The organism is Pseudomonas phytophila, assembly GCF_025643095.1.
In the GTDB taxonomy this organism is placed as follows: Bacteria; Pseudomonadota; Gammaproteobacteria; order Pseudomonadales; family Pseudomonadaceae; genus Aquipseudomonas; species Aquipseudomonas quasicaspiana.
Genome location: NZ_CP081201.1, coordinates 587,464 through 608,437 on the forward strand (window position 1 = coordinate 587,464; position 20,974 = coordinate 608,437).

Below are 20,974 nucleotides of genomic sequence, written 5' to 3' on the forward strand. Positions count from 1 at the left end.
TTTTTTACGCCCCCGGAGGGAACGCTCTTTTGTTGGGGCGCCGTTTATGTAGTGCGCGACGCGGGATGCTACATGAAGGCTTGACGCGTGGAAACGGAACTAAATATGTCACTTCGCGACTGAAATTTCATCGCCAGTCATCATCGGGATTCGGATGTTCTCAAAGATGTTGCCGATTGTTCCAGATAAAAATAGAGATCGTACACAAAATGGCAGGCCGGTCATTCGCCAGCGTCAAGATCAGGCTTGCCTATACTCGTTGCGTTGTCGTCAGCCTGACTGGCTGGTGCAGATTCAAGACCAGAAGGAGTCAGCAGTGGATCATCTCGTTATTACAGTATTTGCCCCAGACAAACCCGGCCAGGTCGAGGCCATCGCGAAATGCATTGCCGACCACGGCGGTAACTGGCTGGAGAGCCGCATGTCGCACATGGCCGGACAGTTCGCCGGCATCCTGCGCATTGGCGTTGCGGCTGACGCCCATGAAGAATTGAAGAGCGCGCTGATCGAGTTGTCCGGTCGAGGCATACGCGTATTGTTCGCCGACACCGCCATCGAAACCCCCGGCACCTGGAAACACATCGGCATGGAGCTGGTGGGCAATGATCGCGCGGGCATCGTACGCGACATCACCCGGTTGCTTTCGGAGCAGGGCGTTAACGTCGAAAGACTGGTGACAGAAGTCAAACCCGCGCCGATGAGCAGTGAACTGCTGTTCCACGCCGACGCGATATTGGGCGTACCTGAATCGCTGGCGCTGGATGATCTGCAACAAGCGCTGGAAACCCTGGCGGATGATTTGATGGTGGATCTGGTGTTGCGTACGGATCTTTGAGCCTGTGGGAGCAGAGCTTGCTCGCGATAAGGCTGGACGCGATCTGAATTGAACCGCGTTCAGCCTTATCGCGAGCAAGCTCTGCTCCCACAAGGGGATTGCGTGCCCCCTGAGGTTATCCACTTTATCCATGAGCCTGCCTGTGGATAACCTTGGGAGAACCGTTTGCAGGCCTTATTGTTTAAGGCCTGCAAACTATTGATCAATAAATGATCAGGCCCTGCGCCGTAAAGTTATCCACGCATCAACGCTGTAAACCGCCAATCCCGCCCAGATGAATGCGAAGGTCACGATGGTGCTTGTCGCGAGATGTTCCTTGAAGACCAGCACTGCCAGTGCGAGCACCAGTGTCGGGCCGATGTACTGCAGGAAGCCCAGTGTGGTGTAAGGCAGGTGTCGGGCGGCGGCGTTGAAGGCGACCAGTGGCAAGATCGTTACAGGGCCTGCGGCGGCGAGCCAGAGCGCTTCACTGGTGGTCCAGAATTCTGGTTGTGAGGTGTAGGCTGCCGGGTTGAGCAGCAGCCAGCCCACGGCGATAGGCACCAGTATCCAGGTTTCCACGACGAGGCCGGGCAGGGCGGCGACGGGTGCTTTCTTGCGGACAATGCCGTACACCGCGAACGTTCCGGCAATCACTAGCGATACCCACGGCAGGCTGCCGACTTGCCATAACTGCTGCGCCACGCCCGTCGCCGCCAGACCGACGGCGATCCATTGCAAACGCCGCAGCCGTTCGCCCAATACCAGCATCCCCAGCAACACGTTGACCAGCGGGTTGATGTAGTAACCCAGGCTGGCCTCCACCATGCGCTCGTTATTCACCGCCCATACATACACCAGCCAGTTCACCGCGATCATCGAGCCGCTGAAAGCCAGCACCGCCAGACGCTGTGGGTTGTCCCGCAGTTCGCGCCACCAGCCGGGGTGTTTCCAGAACATCAGCAGCAACGAGCCGAATGCCGCCGACCACAGCACTCGGTGGACGATGATTTCCACCGATGGCACGTCGGCGATGGCTTTGAAGTACAGCGGAAACAAACCCCAGATGGTGTAGGCACTGAGCCCGAGAATGTACCCGCGTCGCGGGTTGACGGCTGGCATGTTGGGTCCTGTTGGCAGGTGGTGGATTCTTATGAGTCTGTTGGTGCGTGGATCTATTATTTGCCCGGAATCAGACCTCTGTGGGAGCGTGGCTTGCCCGCGATAAGGACACCGCAAATATCAGACCCATCGCGTCCAAGCCTTCCATGTAAATCTCATTCCACCCGTAGGAGCGCGCTTGCCCGCGATGAACGATGACACGGTATTACTGACTCACCGAGGTGACTGATTCGCGGGCAAGCCACGCTCCCACAGGTTGGCGCTGATCTTAAGTTCATGATGGACCGTGGGACCGACCGGAGTGGTGCTCCACTTCATTCGGGAAGGCGGTATTTCAGGCCATACATAGGCTGCGGATGTACCCGCCTCTTCGCGAATGAATTCGCTCCCACCGGGATCAGCGCTTGCAGGTGAACATAGAATTTCCCACAGTCTGGTCATGATCTTAAGTTCGCTGAGGCCCTGTGGGACCGAATTTATTCGGGAAGGCGGTATTTCAGGCCTTACATAGGCTGCGGATGTATCTGGCTCTTCGCGAATGAATTCGCTCCCACGAGAATTGGGTTTGCGAGCCAACATGGAATTTTCCACATACAGATCGCGTTTCCCCATTCAAAACAACTTCAGCGGCTCCTCGTTAAGCGCCGACAGTTGTTCGCGCAAAGCCAGAATCTGGTCACCCCAGTAACGTTCGGTGCCGAACCACGGGAAGCTGTGCGGGAACGCCGGGTCGTCCCAGCGACGGGCCAGCCAGGCGCTGTAATGCATCAGACGCAGTGCACGCAGCGGTTCTATCAGGGCCAGTTCACGCGGGTTGAAGTCATGAAATTCGTTGTAGCCATCCATCAATTCCGACAATTGCCCCAGGCATTCCTGGCGATCACCGGCCAGCATCATCCAGATGTCCTGCACAGCAGGGCCCATCCGGCAGTCGTCGAGGTCGACGATGTGGAACATCTCGTCGCGCGCCATCATGTTGCCGGGATGACAGTCGCCATGCATACGGATGTTCTGATGCGGCGTGGCTGCGTAAGCGTCTTCGACGCGCTTGAGCAGATCCTTCGCCACTGACTCGTAAGCAGGCAACAAGCTGCGCGGGATGCAGTCGTTCTGCAGCAGGAAGTCCAGCGAGTTCTGACCAAAGTTCTGCACCGCCAGCGCTTCACGGTGCTCGAAAGGTTTGGTCGCACCAACGGCGTGGATACGCCCCAGCAACTGGCCCAGACGATACAACTGATCAAGGTTGCCCGGCTCTGGCGCACGGCCGCCACGGCGAGGGAAGAGGGTGAAGCGAAACCCTGCGTGTTCGAACAGCGTCTGCCCGTTATGCACCATGGGGGCGACGACCGGGATATCGACGTTCGCCAGTTCGAACGTGAAGCTGTGTTCTTCAAGGATGGCTTCGTTGGTCCAGCGCTGCGGCCGGTAGAACTTGGCGATCAACGGCTGGCCGTCTTCGATGCCGACCTGATAAACGCGGTTCTCGTAGCTGTTGAGCGCAAGGATGCGGGCGTCGCTGAGAAACCCGATGCTTTCAACGGCATCAAGGACCAGGTCTGGCGTAAGTGTTGCGAACGGGTGGGCCATGCTAACTCCTGCGCGCAGCAGGCTGCCGCGTCGGCCCGTGATGGTAGCGCAGACGGGCAGGGCATGGGGCTTTAGCTTCGCCGCAAAGTTATCCACTGCAACCAAACTGTCATCACCTGTTAGCTGTAACGAAATATTGAATCGCTAATGTCGCGGCCAATGAGATCGATCTCAAGGCGAGCGAACGTGAGTGATTTAAAAGAAGTGGCACGACTGGCAGGAGTTTCGCGGGCAACTGCCGCGCGGGCTTTTGCGTCTCCCGATGTCGTGCGCCCGACTACTCGCGATCAAGTGTTCGAGGCCGCCCGTCAGTTGGGTTTTCGGCCCAATCGCTTGGGGCGTCAGTTGCGCCTGCAAACCACCAACCTGATCGGTGTGATCGTGCCCAACCTGCTTAACCCGGTCTTCGCTGAGCAGTTCCAGGCCATGGAACGTGCTGCGCGTCTGAAAGGCTACAACCTGCTATTGGCAACGACTGATTACAGCAGCGAACGCGAAAGCGCCGTGGTTGAAGAGTTACTGCGTCAGCGAGTCGATGGGCTGGTGCTGACCGTGACCGACGCCGAGAGCAATCGGGTCCTGCAAAGTCTGGTCAACGAAGACACGCCGTTCGTGCTGGCTTATCACCAGCCGGGCAATCCTGATTACAGCGCTGTGTCTGTGGATAACCGCGCGGGCATGGCGCTGGCGACACGCTACTTGCTCGACTCCGGGCATCGCCGCATCGGCATGGTAGCCGGTCCAGCCTTGCAATCGGACCGTGCCCGTCTGCGTTACGCCGGGTATTGCGAGGCCATGGTCGAGGGGGGGCTGGATAGCCTGCCGGTGATTGAAATGCCTGCGCATACCCAGGCCGATTTCGCCGCTATCGAGCCTTTGCTGCGCGGCCCCAACCGGCCCAGCGCTTTGGTTTGCTCCAACGATTTGCTGGCGATCAGCCTGATCGCCGAACTGCGCCGCAACGGCTGGAGCGTGCCCGGCCAGCTTTCCGTCATCGGCTTCGATGGCATCGCCCTCGGCGCCCAGATGCATCCGACGCTGTGCAGCGTCGTGCAACCCATCGCGGCGCTGGCCAGCACCGTGATCGATCAACTGCTGGCGCAAATCGCCGGTGCCGCTCCGATTTCCCATTGCCTGCCTTGCCATATCCGGCCGGGTGAAAGTACTCAGCCCTACGAGGAGATGCTTCATGATCCGCTTTAGTAAAACCCTGGCAGCGCTGCTGCTGTGCGGTGCGGCCAGTCTGGCTCAGGCCGCTGAAACCGCCATCTGTTACAACTGCCCGCCGGAATGGGCGGATTGGGGCACGCAGCTCAAGGCAATTGCCGAGACCACTGGTGTGCAAGTGCCGCTGGACAACAAGAACTCCGGCCAGTCGCTGGCACAATTAGTCGCCGAGAAGGCAGCGCCGGTTGCCGACGTGGTTTATTACGGCGTGACTTTCGGCCTGCAGGCGCAGAAAGCAGGCGTGGTGGGCAGCTACAAACCAAAAGGCTGGGATCAGATTCCGGCCGGCTTGAAAGACCCTGAAGGTCACTGGTTCGCAATCCATTCCGGCACCTTGGGCATCATGGTCAACGTCGATGCACTGGGCGGTCTGCCGGTGCCGCAAAGCTGGGCCGATTTGCTCAAGCCTGAGTACAAAGGCATGGTCGGTTATCTGGATCCGTCCAGCGCCTTTGTTGGTTATGTGTCTGCGGTGGCGATCAACCAGGCCATGGGCGGCACGCTGGATGATTTCAAACCGGCCATCGATTACTTCCAGAAGCTGGCGAAAAACTCGCCGATCGTGCCGAAGCAAACCGCGTATGCGCGGGTGCTGTCCGGTGAGTTGCCGATCCTCGTCGATTACGACTTCAACGCCTATCGCGCTCGCTACAAAGACAAAGCCAATGTCGCTTTCGTGATCCCCAAGGAAGGCAGCATCAGCGTGCCGTACGTGATGAGCATTGTGGATAACGCACCGCATCGCGCCAACGCTGAAAAGGTGCTGGATTTCACCCTGTCCGATCAAGGCCAGTCGTTGTGGGCGAAGGCTTATTTGCGTCCGGTGCGTGACGTGAAAATGCCTGCGGATGTTGCCGCGCAATTTCTGCCGGACAGCGATTACGCCCGGGCTGGCGTCGTTGATTACGAACACATGGCCGCCGTGCAGGAAGCATTCGCAGCGCGCTATCTGAGTGAGGTCAAGTAAGTGACCGCTTCGGTTCTGAAAGCTCAGGGCGTGACGTCGGGCAGGCGCGCATGGTCGCGTCTGCGTCCGACCGCGGCCTGGGCGCTGGCTCCGGCCGCAGCCGTGTTGTTTGCGTTCTGGCTGCTGCCGTTGGCGCATCTGATTTTGCTGGGCGGCGAAAGCCGCGATGGCAGCGCCGGTTACTGGCAGGTGCTGAGCAGTGCGCAGTATCTGGGCAGTCTTGCCCAGACCTGCGTGTTGGCAATCGTGGTTACGCTGGCGGCTTTGCTGGTTGGCGGTATCAGCGGCGTGTTCCTCGCCCGGCAACGTTTTTTTGGTCGTTCGGCGCTGGTGGCTTTGCTGACTTTTCCGCTGGCGTTTCCTGGCGTGGTCGTAGGGTTTCTGGTGATTCTGCTGGCGGGTCGCCAAGGCTTGTTTGCGATGCTGGGCATGGAGCTGGCCGGTGAGCGCTGGATCTTTGCTTATTCGCTGACCGGGCTGTTTCTGGGCTACCTGTACTTCTCGATTCCGCGGGTGATTCTCACCGTGATGGCGGCCTGTGAAAGTCTGGATCGCAGCCTTGAAGAAGCTGCGCACTCCTTGGGCGCGGGTCATTGGCGAGTGGTGTGCGACGTTATTGTGCCGGGCCTCGCGCCAGCGTTGGTGTCCTGTGGGGCGATTTGTTTTGCGACGTCCATGGGGGCGTTCGGTACTGCGTTCACGTTGGGCACACGTCTGAATGTCACGCCCGTCGCGATCTACAACGTGTTCACCAACTACGCCAACTTCGCCGTTGCAGCTGCGCTGTCCGTGGTGCTGGGCGCGTTGACCTGGGCCGTGTTGCTGCTGGCTCGGCGCCTGGTGAAAAACTCGGGGACGGTCCTGTGAAGCGCTCATCGCTGTTCATCATGCAACTGCTGTTTACCCTGTCGGTCTGCGCGTTCATGTTGGTGCCGGTGCTGTTGTCATTACTCGCCGGCCTGACGCGCAATTATTTTCAGGGCGTGTCGAGTGGATTGACCTTCGACTGGTTGATCCAGGTGTGGCAGGCCTATTCACCCACCGTTTGGCTGTCAATTCAGTTGGCCGTGGCCTGTGCGGTGTGCGTTTGCGTGATTGGCGTACCGGCCGCGTATGCCTTGGTGCGGATGAACAACCGCTTCAGCCGCGCCTTCGAGGAATTGATGGTCTTGCCAGTGGCCATGCCCGGTCTGGCCAGCGCACTGGCGTTGCTGCTGACCTACGGCCAGTTCGGCGGGTTTCGCAGCAGTTGGTTGTTCATTCTGGTGGGGCATGTGCTGTTCACTTTGCCGTTTTTGGTGCGTCCGGTGATGGCGGTCATGCAGCGCCAGCAACTGCCGGTGCTGGAAGAGGCGGCAGCCAGTCTGGGTGCCGGACCGTTCAAGCGATTCTTCAGCGTCGTGGTGCCTAACTGCCGAGCCGGGATTCTGGCCGGGGTGTTGATGGTCGTCACCTTGTCGTTGGGTGAATTCAACCTGACCTGGATGCTCCACACGCCAATGACCAAAACCCTGCCGGTGGGGCTCGCCGACAGCTACGCGTCTGCGCGACTGGAAGTCGCCAGTGCCTACACCCTTATTTTTCTGTTGATGATCGTGCCGCTGTTGATCGCGTTGCAGGCCATCAGCGCCCGTCTTTCCCGTGGAGAGAGTCGATGACCGGAACCACTATTCGCTTGCAGGGCTGCCGCAAGGCATTCGCTGACGGCACTGTCGCTGTGCATGATCTGAACCTGACCATCGAGCCCGGCGAAACCCTCGCGATCCTCGGCCCGTCGGGGTGCGGTAAAACCACTACGTTGCGCCTGATCGCCGGGCTGGAAAGCACCGACGTCGGGCAGATTTTCTTCGGCGATAACGACGTCACCCGTTTGCCTATCGAGAAGCGTGACGTGGGCATGGTGTTCCAGAACTACGCATTGTTCCCGAATCTGGATGTGGCCGGAAACATCGTCTACGGCCTGAAGATTCGCGGCATGTCGCCCGCTGAACGCAATAAGCGCTGTGCCGAGTTGCTGGAGCTGGTCGGCTTGCAGGAGCATGGCAAGCGCAGCATTCACGAACTGTCAGGTGGGCAGCGTCAGCGGGTCGCCCTGGCCCGTGCTCTGGCCCCACGTCCGCGAGTGTTGTTGCTTGATGAGCCATTGGCGGCGCTGGATGCGCAATTGCGTGAACGCTTGCGCAGCGAGCTGAATGACCTGCTGCGCGGGTTGGGGATAACTTCAGTTTTCGTCACTCACGATCAAGGCGAAGCCATGGCGCTGGGCGACCGGATTCTGGTGATGGAGAAGGGACGTGTCGCGCAACTCGCGACGCCGCGAGAGATTTATCAACAGCCCGCCAATGCCTTCGTCGCCAGTTTTGTCGGCAATCTCAATGCGTTTTCAGTGGTTGAACGCACCGCCCAGGGCCTGAAAGTCAGTGGCGGCGAGTTGCCGTGGACGGCTGCGAATCTGCCTTCGACGGTGTACTGCCGCCCCGAGCATTTACGTGTGATGGACGGTGAGAGTCATCTGCGTGGTCGATTGGTGGGGCAATTCTTCCAGGGCGCTCAAAGCCGCCTTCTGGTGGACGTCGGCGCGGCTCAGCCTTTGCTGGTCGACAGCGCTGACAACGTTATCCACAGCCCGGGTGCACTGATCGGCCTGACCGTTGCGCCGCAGGTGTTGTTTACCCTGAACTCCTGATTTGTGAGGCAAGTGGAGATCTTGTGGGAGCGAATTCATTCGCGAAAGCGGTGTGTCAGGCGATGATATTTTGCAGATCCGGCCCATTCGCGAATGAATTCGCTCCCACAGGACTGCGTTTCACTTCTGCTGATTAAGTTTTTTTGTTGAGATCTAATTTTGAACCACTCATTCCTCATTGCGCAGATCAGCGATCTGCACCTTAAAGCCGGTCAGAAACTGACCTATGGCGTCGTCGATACTCAGGGCGCATTGCGCCGTGCTGTGGATCATCTGAACGCCAGCGTGCCGCGTCCGGACATCGTGGTGATCAGTGGCGATCTTGTGGACTTCGGTCAGCCGGATGAATACGCCGTGCTGCATCCAGAACTCAAGCGTTTGCACATGCCGTTTTATCTGGTGCCGGGTAACCATGATGAACGCCAGCACTTGTTGGCCGAGTTTGCCAACCAGACGTACCTGCCTCTTTCATCCGATGCTCCACTGGATTGGGTTGTGGAAGAGCATCCCGTGCGGTTGATCGGGCTTGATACAAGCATTCCCGGCTCCCATGGCGGACAACTGACGGAGTGTCAATTGCTCTGGCTCGATGAGCTGTTGGCGCGCCGCCCGGATGTGCCGACCGTATTGGTTTTGCATCACCCGCCGTTCATTACCGGCATCGGCCATATGGACCGTGAGCCGTTCAGGAATAGGGCGCAGTTTGAAAAAGTGATTGCACGTCACCCGCAAGTCGAGCGCTTGCTGTGCGGGCATTTGCATCGTCCGATGCAGCGTCGGTTTGGCGGCAGTCTGAGCTGTATCTGCCCCGGCACTTCACATCAGATCGTGCTTGATCTGCAGGAAGACGCACCGGCGCATTTCAATCTGGAACCGGCGGGTTATCTCTTGCACCGCTGGCATCCAGAACAGGGCCTGGTGACCCATAACGCAGTGTTCGGCGAGTATCCGGGACCGTATCCGTTTTATGACGTGAATGGGTTGATTGATTAGTCGGCGACAGGTTTAACGACTTGGTATACGACCTGTGTGAAATTCTATCCTGCAAACCCAATTCCCGTGGGAGCGAATTCATTCGCGAAAGGGCCGGCCCAGACAATACATATTTAGCGTCTGGCAATCAGTCTTCCCGAATGAATTCGGTCCCACAGGGTTTGTATTCGTTTCTGGATTCTGCGGAGTTCGCGACACCGCAGAATCCAGGGCAATATCAAGCGCCGATCACGCCACCATCATCCCGCGTAATCACCATCACCGATGAACGCGGTTTGCCGTTTGGCAGATGCTCAGGAAAGGTCGAACCGCCGTTTTCCCCAGGATGCTGGATGCCCACAAACATGGTTTTGTAGTCCGGCGCGAAGCTGATACCGGTGACCTCGCAACCAATCGGCCCGACCATGAAACGACGGATTTCGCCGCTGTGTGGGTCGGCACACAACATCTGGTTGTTGCCCATGCCCGCGAAGTCGCCCTTGTTGCTGGAGTCCCCGTCAGTCTGGATCCACAGGCGACCGGCGCTATCGAAACTCAGGCCGTCCGGGCTGTTGAACATGTTCTGCGGATTGATGTTGCTCGACCCGCCTTGTGGCGTGCCGCTGTGGACAGTCGGGTTGCCCGCGACCACAAACAGGTCCCAGTCGAAGGTCATCGCCGAGGCATTGTCGGCGTTTTCGCGCCAGCGCAGGATTTGCCCGTACTGGTTTTTCGCCCGAGGGTTTGGCCCGCCAACCGGTTGCCCATCATCACCGCGCTTGGCGTTGTTGGTGAGCGTGCAGTAAACCTGACCATCTTTCGGGCTGACCACGATCCATTCCGGACGGTCCATGCGCGTGGCTTTCACGACGCTGGCTGCAAGGCGTGCGTGGATCAACACTTCAGCCTGGTTATTGAAACCTGCGGCTGCATCCAGGCCGTTTTTGCCGTGGGTCAACTCGACCCATTCGCCGGTGCCTTTCGGACGGTCCGGGTTGCCGTCGCCATTATCAAAACGTGCGACATACAGCGTGCCGTGGTCCAGCAGGTTGCGGTTGGCTTTCGGATCTTTGTGGTTGATCTTGTCGCGACTGATGAATTTGTAGATGAACTCGCCACGTTCGTCGTCGCCCATGTACACCACAGCGCGACCGCCTTTGGTCTCGGCCAAAGCAGCGTTTTCGTGCTTGAAGCGGCCCAGTGCAGTGCGTTTTACCGGGGTGGATTTCGGGTCGAACGGATCAATTTCCACTACCCAGCCGTGACGATTGATCTCGTTGGGGTTCTTGGCCAGATCGAAGCGCGGGTCATGTTGATGCCAGTTGATGTCTTTGCTGGCGGCAACCGCGCCGTAGCGCTTGATGCCCGCGTCGAACTTCTGCTCGGCGTCGCTGCTGCCGAAGCAATCAGTGAAGTTCTCTTCGCATGTCAGGTAAGTGCCCCACGGCGTTTTGCCGTTGGCGCAGTTCTGGAATGTACCGAGGGCTTTGGTGCCGGTGCTGTCTGCGGCGGTCTTGAGCCAGTCGTGCCCCGCGGCCGGGCCGCTCAGATTGATCGGGGTGTTGCCGTGAATGCGGCGGTTGTATTTGGAGTTCTGCACGAACTGCCATTTGCCATTCTTTTGCTGCACTTCGATTACCGACACGCCTTCACTGGCCAGCGCTTTACGCACGTCTTCAGGGGATTGAGGCTCTTTGCCGTGATCGAACAGGTAGCGGTAATTGGTGTATTCGTTGTTGATGGCCATCAGTGCGCGGTCTTTATGACCCGGCATCGGGAACAGGCTCATGCCGTCATTGTTGTCGCCGAACTGCACTTCCTGCGCTTCGGCGGTGCCTTTACCGCTAGGGTCAAATGCCGGACCGCCAGCCTGCAGCGGCTGACCCCAACTGATCAGAACCGAAGAGGTGTAGCCCGGCGGCAGGCTGATGCTGTCAGCCGTGGCGGCGGGGATGCTGTCGAAGCCGAGCAGCGTGCCTGATGCAGCGCTGACACTCTTGGCCAGCGCGGTGCGGCTCAACAGGCCGCCGCCGAGAAACATCGCTGCGCCGCACAAAGCGCCAGCGGTAATGAAGCCACGGCGGGTCAGGCCGACCATTTGTTCGAGGTCTGTAGCTTGGTTTTCTTCTAGTAGTTTCATCAACACGGCTCCCAGCAGGTGTGGCAGACACCTTAGTGAGCAGATATGACGAAATTGTGTCGTCGCAATGACGCCGTGCTATTACAGCGGCGTGCCCAGCAGCACGAGGGATGGCGCGAATTGAACCAGCACCGGGCTGCCGGTTTTCAGCTGAAGGGCCGCAAGCTGTGCAGGCTCTGCCAGTGAGCACAGAATCTGACCGCTGGGCAGGGTAATGCGCACCTCGCTGGGACCATCAGCAGCGTCGATGACTTCTTCTACCGTGCCGCTCAAGCAATTGTGTCCATTTGTTACGGGGTGCCCTGAAGTCTGTAATTCCAGCCAGCCAGCCTTGATCAGCGCCACGACATCAATGCCGATTGCCAGATCCAGACGCAGCGTACTGTCGTGGGTAATTTGCGCATTGATGAATACATCGCCTGCCAGACGCAGGCGAACCAGATCGTTGTGACCGTGAGCTGTAATGCTCTCTATGCGCCCCAGTAACTGATTGCGAGCACTCGTACGTAACGTCAGGCGGCTGAGTAAATCCAGGTCGGCGCTTTCTTCAGTGGCCTCCAGCACCTGAGCCTGAAGTGCCTGCAAGCGATGGTATAAACGCAGCACACGTTCGCCCTCAGCGGACAACTTCGCGCCGCCACCGCCACGTCCCCCCACACTGCGCTCGACCAGCGGCTTCTGCGCCAGGTTGTTCAGCTCATCAATGGCATCCCACGTCGCCTTGTAACTCAACCCCGCACTCTTGGCCGCACGGGTAATCGAACCCTGCTCGGCAATGTGCTGCAACAGCGCAATACGTTGCGGACGACGGACCATGTGTTGGGTGAGCAGAGTGGGTAGGGGCATGGGGGCTGCTTTTTGGTCGTGATGATGGCGGGCAGTGTAAGGCATTGGTGTTTTTGTAGGTGTTGCCGGATGTCTACGCCACACATCGGATCTGTAGGAGCTGCCGAAGGCTGCGATGGCGGTGTGTCAGGATGACCGCTTCGCAGCCTTCGGCAGCTCCTACAAATGTCGTCTATTGATGGTAATCAATCCCCTGGCTTCGGCGTCCGCGCCAGGCAATAAACATCCACCCGACACGCCCCTGCCTTGATCAGCAGCTTTGCAATCACATCCGCCGTGGAGCCAGTAGTCAGCACGTCGTCCACCAGCGCCACATGCTTGCCTTTGATCTTTTCGTCATCAATCACAACAAACGCATTACGCAGGTTGCGCTTGCGGGCTTTGGCATCGAGGCCTTGTTGGGGCGGGGTTTCCTGGGTGCGCAATACCAACTGGTCCTCCACGGGTAGTTCCAGTTGATCGCCCAGCCAGTCAGCCAGCATCGCTGCCTGGTTGTAGCCGCGCTGGCGCAGGCGTTTAACAGCCAATGGCACGGGCAGGAGAAAGTCCGGGCGCGGCAGGTTTTCTTCGAAGCGGTGTTGCAGAAACTGCCCGAGTAATTGCGCCAACAGGCGCCCCATGGGCCAGTTGCCCTGATGCTTGAATCGGGTAATCAGGCTGTCGATGGGGAATTCATACAGCCAGGGCGCTGCTACTTCGTCAAAGGCTGGCTCGTTTCTCGTGCACTGCGGGCAATTCAGGCCTGACATCGCCAGAGGGAGTGCGCATTGCTGGCATTGGTCACCGAGCCAGGGCAGTTCGGTTTCACAGGCTGTGCAAATCGGATAAAGCGTGTCGGTCAACTCGTCGCACAATAAACAGGTCTGGTTGTTTTTTAGCCATTTGTAAACCTGATAGGTAGGATTTGGTTGACAGCGCATGGCTCTTCCTTAAACATACTGAAACATCCATGTCGTGCTTGTGGACTTTTAGCCTGTGCAAGCAGGGCTGAGTCGCAGGTCGTTAGCCAAAAGAATCACAGCAGAAACCGAGGACCGCCCGATGAGCGCCAGCACCACCGCCACTTTGCGTCATGACTGGACTTTAGCTGAGGTCAGAGCGCTGTTCGTACAGCCTTTCAATGACCTGCTGTTTCAGGCGCAGACGGTGCACCGCGCTCATTTCGACGCTAATCGTGTTCAGGTCTCGACCCTGCTGTCGATCAAGACCGGTGCCTGCCCGGAAGACTGTAAGTACTGCCCGCAATCGGGTCACTACAACACCGGTCTGGAAAAGGAAAAGCTGCTGGAAGTGCAGAAGGTTCTCGAAGAAGCCGCTCGTGCGAAGGCAATAGGTTCGACCCGGTTCTGCATGGGCGCCGCCTGGAAGCACCCATCGGCCAAAGACATGCCTTATGTGTTGGAGATGGTCAAAGGCGTCAAGGCGATGGGCCTGGAAACCTGCATGACCCTGGGTCGTCTGGATCAGGAACAGACCGAAGCACTGGCGTCGGCAGGTCTGGATTACTACAACCACAACCTCGATACCTCGCCGGATTTCTACACCAGCATCATCACCACCCGCACTTACAGTGAGCGTTTGCAGACCCTGGCTTACGTGCGTGACTCCGGGATGAAGATCTGTTCAGGCGGCATCCTGGGCATGGGTGAGTCGCTGGATGACCGCGCCAATTTGCTGATCCAGCTGGCCAATCTGCCAGAGCATCCGGAGTCTGTGCCAATCAACATGCTGGTCAAGGTTGCCGGCACGCCGTTGGAAAATGCCGAAGACATCGACCCGTTTGATTTCATCCGCATGCTCGCCGTGGCGCGCATTCTGATGCCACAGTCTCACGTGCGTCTGTCGGCAGGTCGCGAGGCCATGAACGAGCAAATGCAGGCATTGGCGTTTTTTGCCGGTGCCAACTCGATCTTCTACGGCGACAAGCTGCTGACCACCGCCAACCCGCAAGCGGACAAAGACATGCTGTTGTTCTCGCGTCTTGGGATCAAGCCCGAAGCCCGCGAAGAACATGCCGACGAAGTGCACCAGGCTGCCATCGAGCAAGCGCTGGTCGAACAGAAGAGCAGCGAGCAGTTTTATAACGCAGTGGTTTAGCGCGCAGATTTGTGTTGGCGCGAGGTCCTGTGGGAGCGAGGCTTGCCCGCGATTTTGGTTAACCCTATCGCGGGCAAGCCTCGCTCCCACATGGATCTCCAAACAGCTTTCCTCCTCGAGGCCCCCCATGTCTTTCGATCTGAGCGCACGTCTGGCTTCCCGGCGTGCTGACAATCTCTATCGCCAGCGCCCTTTGCTGCAAAGCCCGCAAGGCCCCGAAGTGGTAGTCGACGGCAAGCCGTTGCTGGCGTTCTGCAACAACGATTATCTGGGGCTGGCCAATCACCCCGAAATTATCGCCGCCTGGCAGGCAGGCGCTGATAAGTGGGGCGTTGGCGGTGGCTCTTCGCATCTGGTGATCGGCCACAGCAGCCCGCATCACGAACTGGAAGAGGCGCTGGCCGAGCTCACCGGGCGACCGCGTGCGCTGCTGTTCTCCAATGGCTACATGGCCAACCTTGGTGCCGTTACTGCGTTGGTAGGGCAGGGCGACACCGTGCTCGAAGATCGCCTCAATCATGCTTCGCTTCTGGATGCCGGATTGCTCAGCGGTGCGCGGTTTTCCCGTTATCTGCACAACGACGCCCAGAGTTTGAATTCACGTCTGGAGAAAGCCGTTGGGGATACGCTGGTGGTCACCGATGGCGTATTCAGTATGGATGGCGATATCGCCGATCTACCGACCCTCGCACACACCGCGAAAGCCAAAGGCGCCTGGCTGATGGTTGATGATGCTCATGGCTTCGGTTCGTTGGGCGCCAATGGTGGCGGAATTGTTGAGCATTTCGGTTTGGGCATGGATGACGTGCCGGTCTTGATCGGCACGTTGGGTAAGGCGTTCGGCACGTCCGGAGCCTTTGTAGCGGGCAGCGACGAGTTGATCGAAACCCTTATCCAGTTCGCCCGACCGTACATCTACACCACCAGCCAGCCTCCGGCATTGGCCTGCGCAACACTGAAAAGCCTTGAGTTGTTGCGCACCGAGCATTGGCGTCGTGAACACCTGACGCGGCTCATCGCACAGTTTCGCGCCGGTGCTGAACAGATTGGCCTGACGCTGATGGACAGCTTCACGCCGATCCAGCCGATCCTCATCGGCGATGCCGGGCAGGCTGTGCGCCTGTCCCGGATGCTGCGCGAGCACGGCCTGCTGGTAACCGCCATTCGCCCGCCGACGGTGCCTGCTGGCAGTGCGCGTTTGCGCGTGACGTTATCCGCCGCACACAGCGCCGCCCAAGTGCAGCTATTGTTGAATGCATTGGCGCAGTGTTACCCGCTGCTGGGCATGAGCGAACAGGTGGAGCCAGAGCATGCGTGATCGGTTGATTCTGTTACCGGGTTGGGGCTTGGGCATCTCGCCTCTGGAACCTTTGGCCGCTGCGTTGCGCGGTCTCGACGAGCACCTCCGGGTGGAAATCGAGCCCTTGCCGGAGCTGGACAGCAGCGATCTTCGAGAATGGCTAGACGAGCTGGACGCGACCCTGCCCGATGACGCCTGGCTAGGTGGCTGGTCACTGGGCGGTATGCTCGCCGCTGAGCTGGCGGCGCGTCGTGGTGAGCGTTGCTGTGGTCTTCTGACGTTGGCCAGCAACGCCAGTTTCGTGCCCCGTGGTGCGTGGCCCAACGCGATGCCCACCGGGGATTTCGATGCTTTCCTGACTGGATGCATTGATCATCCGGACGCGACCTTGAAGCGCTTCAGTCTGCTGTGTGCACAAGGGGCCGAAGACCCGCGGGCTATTTCGCGCTTGCTCAAAGCGGGCGCGCCCCATGGCTCCATCAACGCATTGGTACACGGCCTGCAGTTGCTGGGGCAACTTGATACCCGAAGCGCGCTGCAAACCTTTCGTGGCCCGCAGCTGCACCTGTTCGCCGGGCTGGACGCGTTTGTGCCCGCCGAGGCAGCGAGTGATTTGCTGGCGCTGCTACCTGATGTGGAAGTGGGGCTGATCGAGCAGGCCAGCCATGCCTTCCTGCTGGAAAACCCCCACGGTGTGGCGGCGGCGATCCACGCTTTTCTGCATGAGTCCGGTGATGACTGATCTTTCCAATCCACGGCTGCCGGGTGGTTTGCCAGACAAGCGCCAGGTGGCGGCCTCTTTTTCCCGTGCGGCGGGCAGTTATGACAGCGTCGCCGAGTTGCAGCGTGCGGTGGGCGGCGAACTGCTGTCGCGTCTGCCTGCCGGGCTGTCCCCCCGGCGCTGGCTGGATCTGGGCAGCGGCACCGGCTATTTCAGTCGCGCCCTAGCCGAGACCTTTGCGGGCAGTAAAGGCGTTGCGCTTGATATTGCCGAAGGCATGTTGCGCCATGCTCAGCCGTTGGGCGGCGCTGAGTATTTCGTGGCGGGCGATGCTGAACGCATGCCGCTGCGCGATGACAGCTGTGAGCTGATTTTCTCCAGTCTCGCGGTGCAGTGGTGTGCCGATTTTGCTGCTGTCCTGAGTGAAGCACGTCGCGTACTGCAACCGGGGGGCGTGTTTGCCTTTGCCAGTCTGTGCGTCGGCACCCTTCATGAATTACGCGACAGCTGGCAGGCGGTAGACGGGCTGGTTCACGTCAACCGCTTCCGGCAACTCGGCGATTACCAACAGTTATGCGCGGCCAGCGGGATGCGAGTACGCTCGCTTGAGGTCCGTCCGCATGTCCTGCACTACCCGGATGTGCGCAGCCTGACCCATGAGCTGAAAGCATTGGGCGCGCACAATCTGAACCCCGGACGTCCCGGCGGTTTGACCGGGCGGGCGCGGCTACTAGCCTTGATTGAGGCGTATGAAGGTTATCGTCAGGCTGAAGGTTTGCCTGCGACGTATCAGGTTATCTACGCGGTATTGGAAAAAACCGTCTGAGTTCACCACGTGAAAAGGGATTGCCGAGATGAGCCGTGCATACTTCGTCGCAGGCACCGACACTGATGTTGGTAAAACTACGATTGCTGCGGGCTTGTTGCATGCTGCCCGGTTGAGCGGGCTGAGTACGCTCGCGGGCAAGCCAGTCGCATCGGGGTGTGTGGTCGCTCCTGATGGCTTGCGCAACCCGGATGCCCTGGCGCTGATGGCCGAAAGTTCGATAGCGTTGAGTTATGACGAGATCAATCCGTTTGCGTTCGAACCCGCCATCGCACCACATCTGGCTGCGCGGGAGGCGGGCGTCGCGCTCACGGTGCAGGCGCTGCTGGGTCCGATGCGCTTGTTACTGGCCCGCAATGCTGACTTCACTCTGATCGAAGGGGCGGGTGGCTGGCGTGTGCCGCTGGCCGACCAGGCCAATCTGTCGGATCTGACCGTCGGTCTGCAATTGCCTGTGATTCTGGTTGTTGGCGTACGCTTGGGGTGCATCAGTCATGCGTTGCTGACCGCTGAGGCCATCGCTGCTGATGGGCTGCAATTGGCGGGTTGGGTGGCCAATATCATCGACCCGAAAACCTCGCGTCTCGAAGAGAATCTGGCGACATTGGCTGAGCGTCTGCCTGCGCCGTGTCTGGGCCGAGTACCGAAGTTGAAGAAGGCCGGGGCTGACGCAGTGGCGGAGTATCTGCATCTGGAGTTGCTGGATTGAGCCCTGCACGGTTCATGTAGGAGCTGCCGGAGGCTGCGATTGCGGTCTGTCTGACACACCGCTTCGCGACCGTCGTAACCTCCGATGGCTCCTACAGGGTATCGGTGTGGCTGGAATGTGCGCCACCGCACAAAAATTGATCAATTTGATTCAGGTCGAAGCAGTAAACTGGCTAAACGATAAAGGCTAAGCCTATGAAGAGGCTTTGTGCCATTAGTCTTTTTGTCGGGTGTTTCGCCGGGTTTGCTGCTTAAATAAACCCGTGTTCGCTTACGAACAGAGGATCGATTTATGCAAATCTCCATGAATAACACGCTCTATCCAGGCCTCAGCGCCATGGAAGTCGGGCAGTCGCGTGTCGATCAAGCGGCTACTCAAATCGCCAGCAGCAACATTGAAGTCTCCGGCAGAAGCCAGTCTTCGGACTTCCAGCTGGAAAACCTGCGGTCGGTTGACCGTTCCCAACGTTCTGACTTGTCCGCGAATCTGGTCGAAATGGCTTCTGGAAAATTTCAGGCTGAAGCCGGTGTTGCCGTGCAGAAAGCCAGCGACGAAATGCTCGGCACTCTGATCGATACCTACGCCTGATTTACCTCTCCAATGCCGTGCGATCTGCGCACGGCATGCGCTGAATTCCCTGTCATCACTCGCTTCTATTTCCTCCGCGCTACGCCGCAAAGTCATCTCTCTCAACTAGACTCATCACGTCGACAAACGGTATTTATCCCGCTGTGTGCCTTTGCCTGTGCGTCTTGTAAAACATCTCAAGATGAAAGGTAGTAGACGCACGCTTGACAAGGTTTGGGCGTAAACGTATGTTTCAAACACCTGTTTGACCGCTAGGCATCCGAGATTGTCCGGTGGTTGGGGAACATTCCCGCAGCGACCGATCGGTCATACATTTCCAGGTTTCATCAGCAGAGGTTTATCGCTATGCCTGACTACAAGGCCCCCTTGCGTGATATTCGCTTCGTTCGTGACGAACTGCTCGGCTACGAAGCGCACTATCAAAGTCTGCCGGCTTGCCAGGACGCTACTCCAGACATGGTCGACGCCATTCTTGAAGAAGGCGCCAAGTTTTGTGAGCAGGTGCTGGCACCGCTGAATCGTGTTGGTGATCTGGAAGGTTGTACGTGGAGCGAGTCGGGCGTGAAAACGCCGAGCGGCTTCAAAGAGGCCTACAAGCAATTCGTCGAAGGCGGCTGGCCAAGCCTGGCGCACGACGTTGAGCATGGTGGTCAGGGCTTGCCTGAATCCCTGGGGCTGGCGGTTAGTGAGATGGTCGGCGAAGCCAACTGGTCCTGGGGCATGTACCCAGGTCTGTCCCATGGCGCGATGAATACCATTTCCGAACACGGCACCGAAGAACAGCAGCACCTGTACCTGACCAAGCTGGTGTCGGGCGAATGGACCGGCACCATGTGCCTGACCGAATCCCACTGCGGTACCGACCTGGGCATGCTGCGGACCAAGGCGGAACCTCAGGCTGATGGCTCGTATCGTGTCACCGGCACCAAAATCTTTATCTCGGCTGGCGAGCACGACATGGCCGATAACATCGTCCATATCGTACTGGCGCGTCTGCCGGATGCCCCTGCTGGCACCAAAGGTATCTCACTGTTCATCGTGCCGAAATTCCTGCCAAACGCTGACGGCAGCGTTGGCGAGCGCAATGCCGTGAACTGTGGTTCTCTGGAACACAAGATGGGCATCCACGGCAACGCGACCTGCGTGATGAACTTCGATGCGGCCACCGGCTTCCTGATCGGCCCGGCGAACAAAGGTCTGAACTGCATGTTCACCTTCATGAACACCGCACGTCTTGGTACCGCGCTGCAAGGTCTGGCCCACGCTGAAATCGGATTTCAGGGCGGCCTGAAATACGCGCGTGATCGTCTGCAGATGCGTTCGCTGACTGGTCCCAAAGCGCCGGACAAGGCCGCTGACCCGATCATCGTTCACCCCGATGTGCGTCGCATGCTGCTGACCATGAAGGCTTTCTCCGAAGGCACGCGTGCCATGGTGTATTTCACCGCTAAACAGGTGGATATCGCCAAGTACAGCGAAGACGCTGAACACAAGAAGCAGGCCGATGCACTGTTGGCGTTCATGACGCCGATTGCCAAGGCGTTCATGACTGAAGTGGGCTTCGAGTCCGCTAACCACGGTGTACAAATCTACGGCGGCCACGGCTTTATCGCCGAGTGGGGCATGGAGCAGAACGTTCGCGACAGCCGCATTTCCATGCTGTACGAAGGCACCACCGGTATTCAGGCGCTGGACCTGTTGGGTCGTAAGGTGCTGATGACTCAAGGCGAAGCGCTCAAGGGCTTCACCAAGATCGTCCACAAGTTCTGCCAGAACAACGAAGGCGCCGAAGCTGTTCAGGAGTTCATCACTCCACTGGCCGCGCTGAACAAGGAGTGGGGCGAACTGACCATGAAAGTGGGCATGGCCGCCATGAAGGATCGTGAAGAAGTCGGTGCTGCGTCGGTGGATTACCTGATGTATTCCGGTTACGCCTGCCTGGCTTACTTCTGGGCTGACATGGCTCGCGTGGCGGCCGAGAAGCTCGCCGCTGGCACCAGCGAAGAGGCGTTCTACACCGCCAAGCTGCAGACTGCGCGTTTCTACTTCCAGCGCATCCTGCCTCGTACCCGCTCGCACGTTGCTGCCATGCTGTCGGGTGCCAACAACCTGATGGACATGAAAGAAGAAGATTTCGGCCTGGCTTACTAAGCCTCGCCGGTTTCACTCAAAGCCGCTTCTCCTTCGGGGGAGGCGGCTTTTTTTGTTGGTTGGGAGAGTGGGGATATATCTCCTGTGGGAGCGAATTCATTCGCGAAGAGGCCGGTACATCCAGTGGATCATCGTCGTTTATGCTGCCGCTTTCCCGGATGGATCCGGTCCCACAGGACCAATGCACACTCAGGTTATCTGAGCCGTCACGCGATCTTCAC

19 protein-coding genes are annotated in these 20,974 nt (G+C 58.7%); 14 read left to right on the plus strand and 5 right to left on the minus strand.

Annotation, left to right across the window (positions count from 1 at the left end; translation table 11 throughout):
* Positions 1-316: 316 nt before the first annotated feature.
* A complete protein-coding gene (locus K3169_RS02615) occupies positions 317-835 on the plus strand; it encodes a glycine cleavage system protein R (RefSeq protein WP_231674044.1) in 519 nt (172 codons plus the stop codon).
* Positions 836-1,048: 213 nt separating this feature from the next.
* Here K3169_RS02615 and rarD read toward each other — a convergent pair whose 3' ends face one another.
* Both rarD and K3169_RS02625 read right to left on the minus strand, forming a co-directional pair.
* Positions 1,049-1,936, minus strand: coding sequence for an EamA family transporter RarD (gene rarD / locus K3169_RS02620; protein WP_263269860.1), 888 nt, complete (start codon positions 1,934-1,936; stop codon positions 1,049-1,051).
* 612 nt (positions 1,937-2,548) lie between these two features.
* Entirely contained in the window at positions 2,549-3,523 is a 975-nt protein-coding gene (locus K3169_RS02625; RefSeq protein WP_087266014.1) for a serine/threonine protein kinase, read from the minus strand.
* 186 nt (positions 3,524-3,709) lie between these two features.
* Here K3169_RS02625 and K3169_RS02630 point away from each other — a divergent pair, with 186 nt between their 5' ends.
* The 6 genes from K3169_RS02630 (at position 3,710) to K3169_RS02655 (ending at position 9,396) form a co-directional block, all read left to right on the plus strand.
* Positions 3,710-4,726 carry a substrate-binding domain-containing protein gene (locus K3169_RS02630; RefSeq protein WP_122707534.1) on the plus strand — a complete coding sequence of 339 codons (1,017 nt, stop codon included), beginning with the start codon at positions 3,710-3,712 and terminating at the stop codon, positions 4,724-4,726.
* Positions 4,713-5,717 (plus strand): ABC transporter substrate-binding protein, encoded by a 1,005-nt coding sequence (locus K3169_RS02635; protein WP_099267971.1) that lies wholly within the window; start codon positions 4,713-4,715, stop codon positions 5,715-5,717. The genes K3169_RS02630 and K3169_RS02635 overlap by 14 nt, the downstream gene beginning before the upstream one ends.
* Before the next feature lie 30 nt (positions 5,718-5,747).
* Positions 5,748-6,584 carry an ABC transporter permease gene (locus K3169_RS02640; protein WP_206361716.1) on the plus strand — a complete coding sequence of 279 codons (837 nt, stop codon included), beginning with the start codon at positions 5,748-5,750 and terminating at the stop codon, positions 6,582-6,584.
* On the plus strand, positions 6,581-7,375 hold the full coding sequence (locus K3169_RS02645) for an ABC transporter permease (RefSeq protein ID WP_122707532.1): 795 nt from the start codon (positions 6,581-6,583) through the stop codon (positions 7,373-7,375). Before K3169_RS02640 ends, K3169_RS02645 begins: the two co-directional genes overlap by 4 nt.
* Positions 7,372-8,403 carry an ABC transporter ATP-binding protein gene (locus K3169_RS02650; protein ID WP_263269861.1) on the plus strand — a complete coding sequence of 344 codons (1,032 nt, stop codon included), beginning with the start codon at positions 7,372-7,374 and terminating at the stop codon, positions 8,401-8,403. The genes K3169_RS02645 and K3169_RS02650 overlap by 4 nt, the downstream gene beginning before the upstream one ends.
* 159 nt (positions 8,404-8,562) lie before the next feature.
* A complete protein-coding gene (locus tag K3169_RS02655; protein WP_263269862.1) occupies positions 8,563-9,396 on the plus strand; it encodes a phosphodiesterase in 834 nt (277 codons plus the stop codon).
* A gap of 217 nt (positions 9,397-9,613) precedes the next feature.
* On the opposite strand, the gene K3169_RS02660 is transcribed toward K3169_RS02655, so the two are convergent.
* The 3 genes from K3169_RS02660 to K3169_RS02670 all read right to left on the minus strand — a co-directional run bounded on the left by K3169_RS02660 (position 9,614) and on the right by K3169_RS02670 (position 13,281).
* A complete protein-coding gene (locus tag K3169_RS02660; RefSeq protein WP_231678120.1) occupies positions 9,614-11,515 on the minus strand; it encodes a PhoX family protein in 1,902 nt (633 codons plus the stop codon).
* 81 nt (positions 11,516-11,596) lie between these two features.
* A complete protein-coding gene (locus K3169_RS02665) occupies positions 11,597-12,361 on the minus strand; it encodes a TOBE domain-containing protein (RefSeq protein WP_122395869.1) in 765 nt (254 codons plus the stop codon).
* 185 nt (positions 12,362-12,546) lie between these two features.
* The gene (locus K3169_RS02670; protein ID WP_263269864.1) at positions 12,547-13,281 is read right to left on the minus strand and encodes a ComF family protein; all 735 of its coding nucleotides are present in this window, start codon (positions 13,279-13,281) and stop codon (positions 12,547-12,549) included.
* 121 nt (positions 13,282-13,402) lie between these two features.
* Here K3169_RS02670 and bioB point away from each other — a divergent pair, with 121 nt between their 5' ends.
* The 7 genes from bioB to K3169_RS02705 all read left to right on the plus strand — a co-directional run bounded on the left by bioB (position 13,403) and on the right by K3169_RS02705 (position 20,753).
* Entirely contained in the window at positions 13,403-14,458 is a 1,056-nt protein-coding gene (gene bioB, locus K3169_RS02675; protein WP_027901924.1) for a biotin synthase BioB, read from the plus strand.
* Positions 14,459-14,585: 127 nt separating this feature from the next.
* Positions 14,586-15,776, plus strand: coding sequence for an 8-amino-7-oxononanoate synthase (gene bioF / locus K3169_RS02680; protein ID WP_263269866.1), 1,191 nt, complete (start codon positions 14,586-14,588; stop codon positions 15,774-15,776).
* A complete protein-coding gene (locus tag K3169_RS02685) occupies positions 15,769-16,500 on the plus strand; it encodes an alpha/beta fold hydrolase (protein ID WP_263269868.1) in 732 nt (243 codons plus the stop codon). The genes bioF and K3169_RS02685 overlap by 8 nt, the downstream gene beginning before the upstream one ends.
* A complete protein-coding gene (gene bioC / locus K3169_RS02690) occupies positions 16,493-17,305 on the plus strand; it encodes a malonyl-ACP O-methyltransferase BioC (protein WP_263269870.1) in 813 nt (270 codons plus the stop codon). Before K3169_RS02685 ends, bioC begins: the two co-directional genes overlap by 8 nt.
* A gap of 28 nt (positions 17,306-17,333) precedes the next feature.
* Positions 17,334-18,014 carry a dethiobiotin synthase gene (bioD, locus tag K3169_RS02695; protein ID WP_263269871.1) on the plus strand — a complete coding sequence of 227 codons (681 nt, stop codon included), beginning with the start codon at positions 17,334-17,336 and terminating at the stop codon, positions 18,012-18,014.
* Between the two features lie 291 nt (positions 18,015-18,305).
* Positions 18,306-18,602: a hypothetical protein gene (locus K3169_RS02700; RefSeq protein ID WP_027902456.1), complete on the plus strand. Its 297-nt coding sequence runs from the start codon at positions 18,306-18,308 to the stop codon at positions 18,600-18,602.
* 345 nt (positions 18,603-18,947) lie between these two features.
* On the plus strand, positions 18,948-20,753 hold the full coding sequence (locus K3169_RS02705; protein ID WP_027902457.1) for a phenylacyl-CoA dehydrogenase: 1,806 nt from the start codon (positions 18,948-18,950) through the stop codon (positions 20,751-20,753).
* Positions 20,754-20,974: the final 221 nt, after the last annotated feature.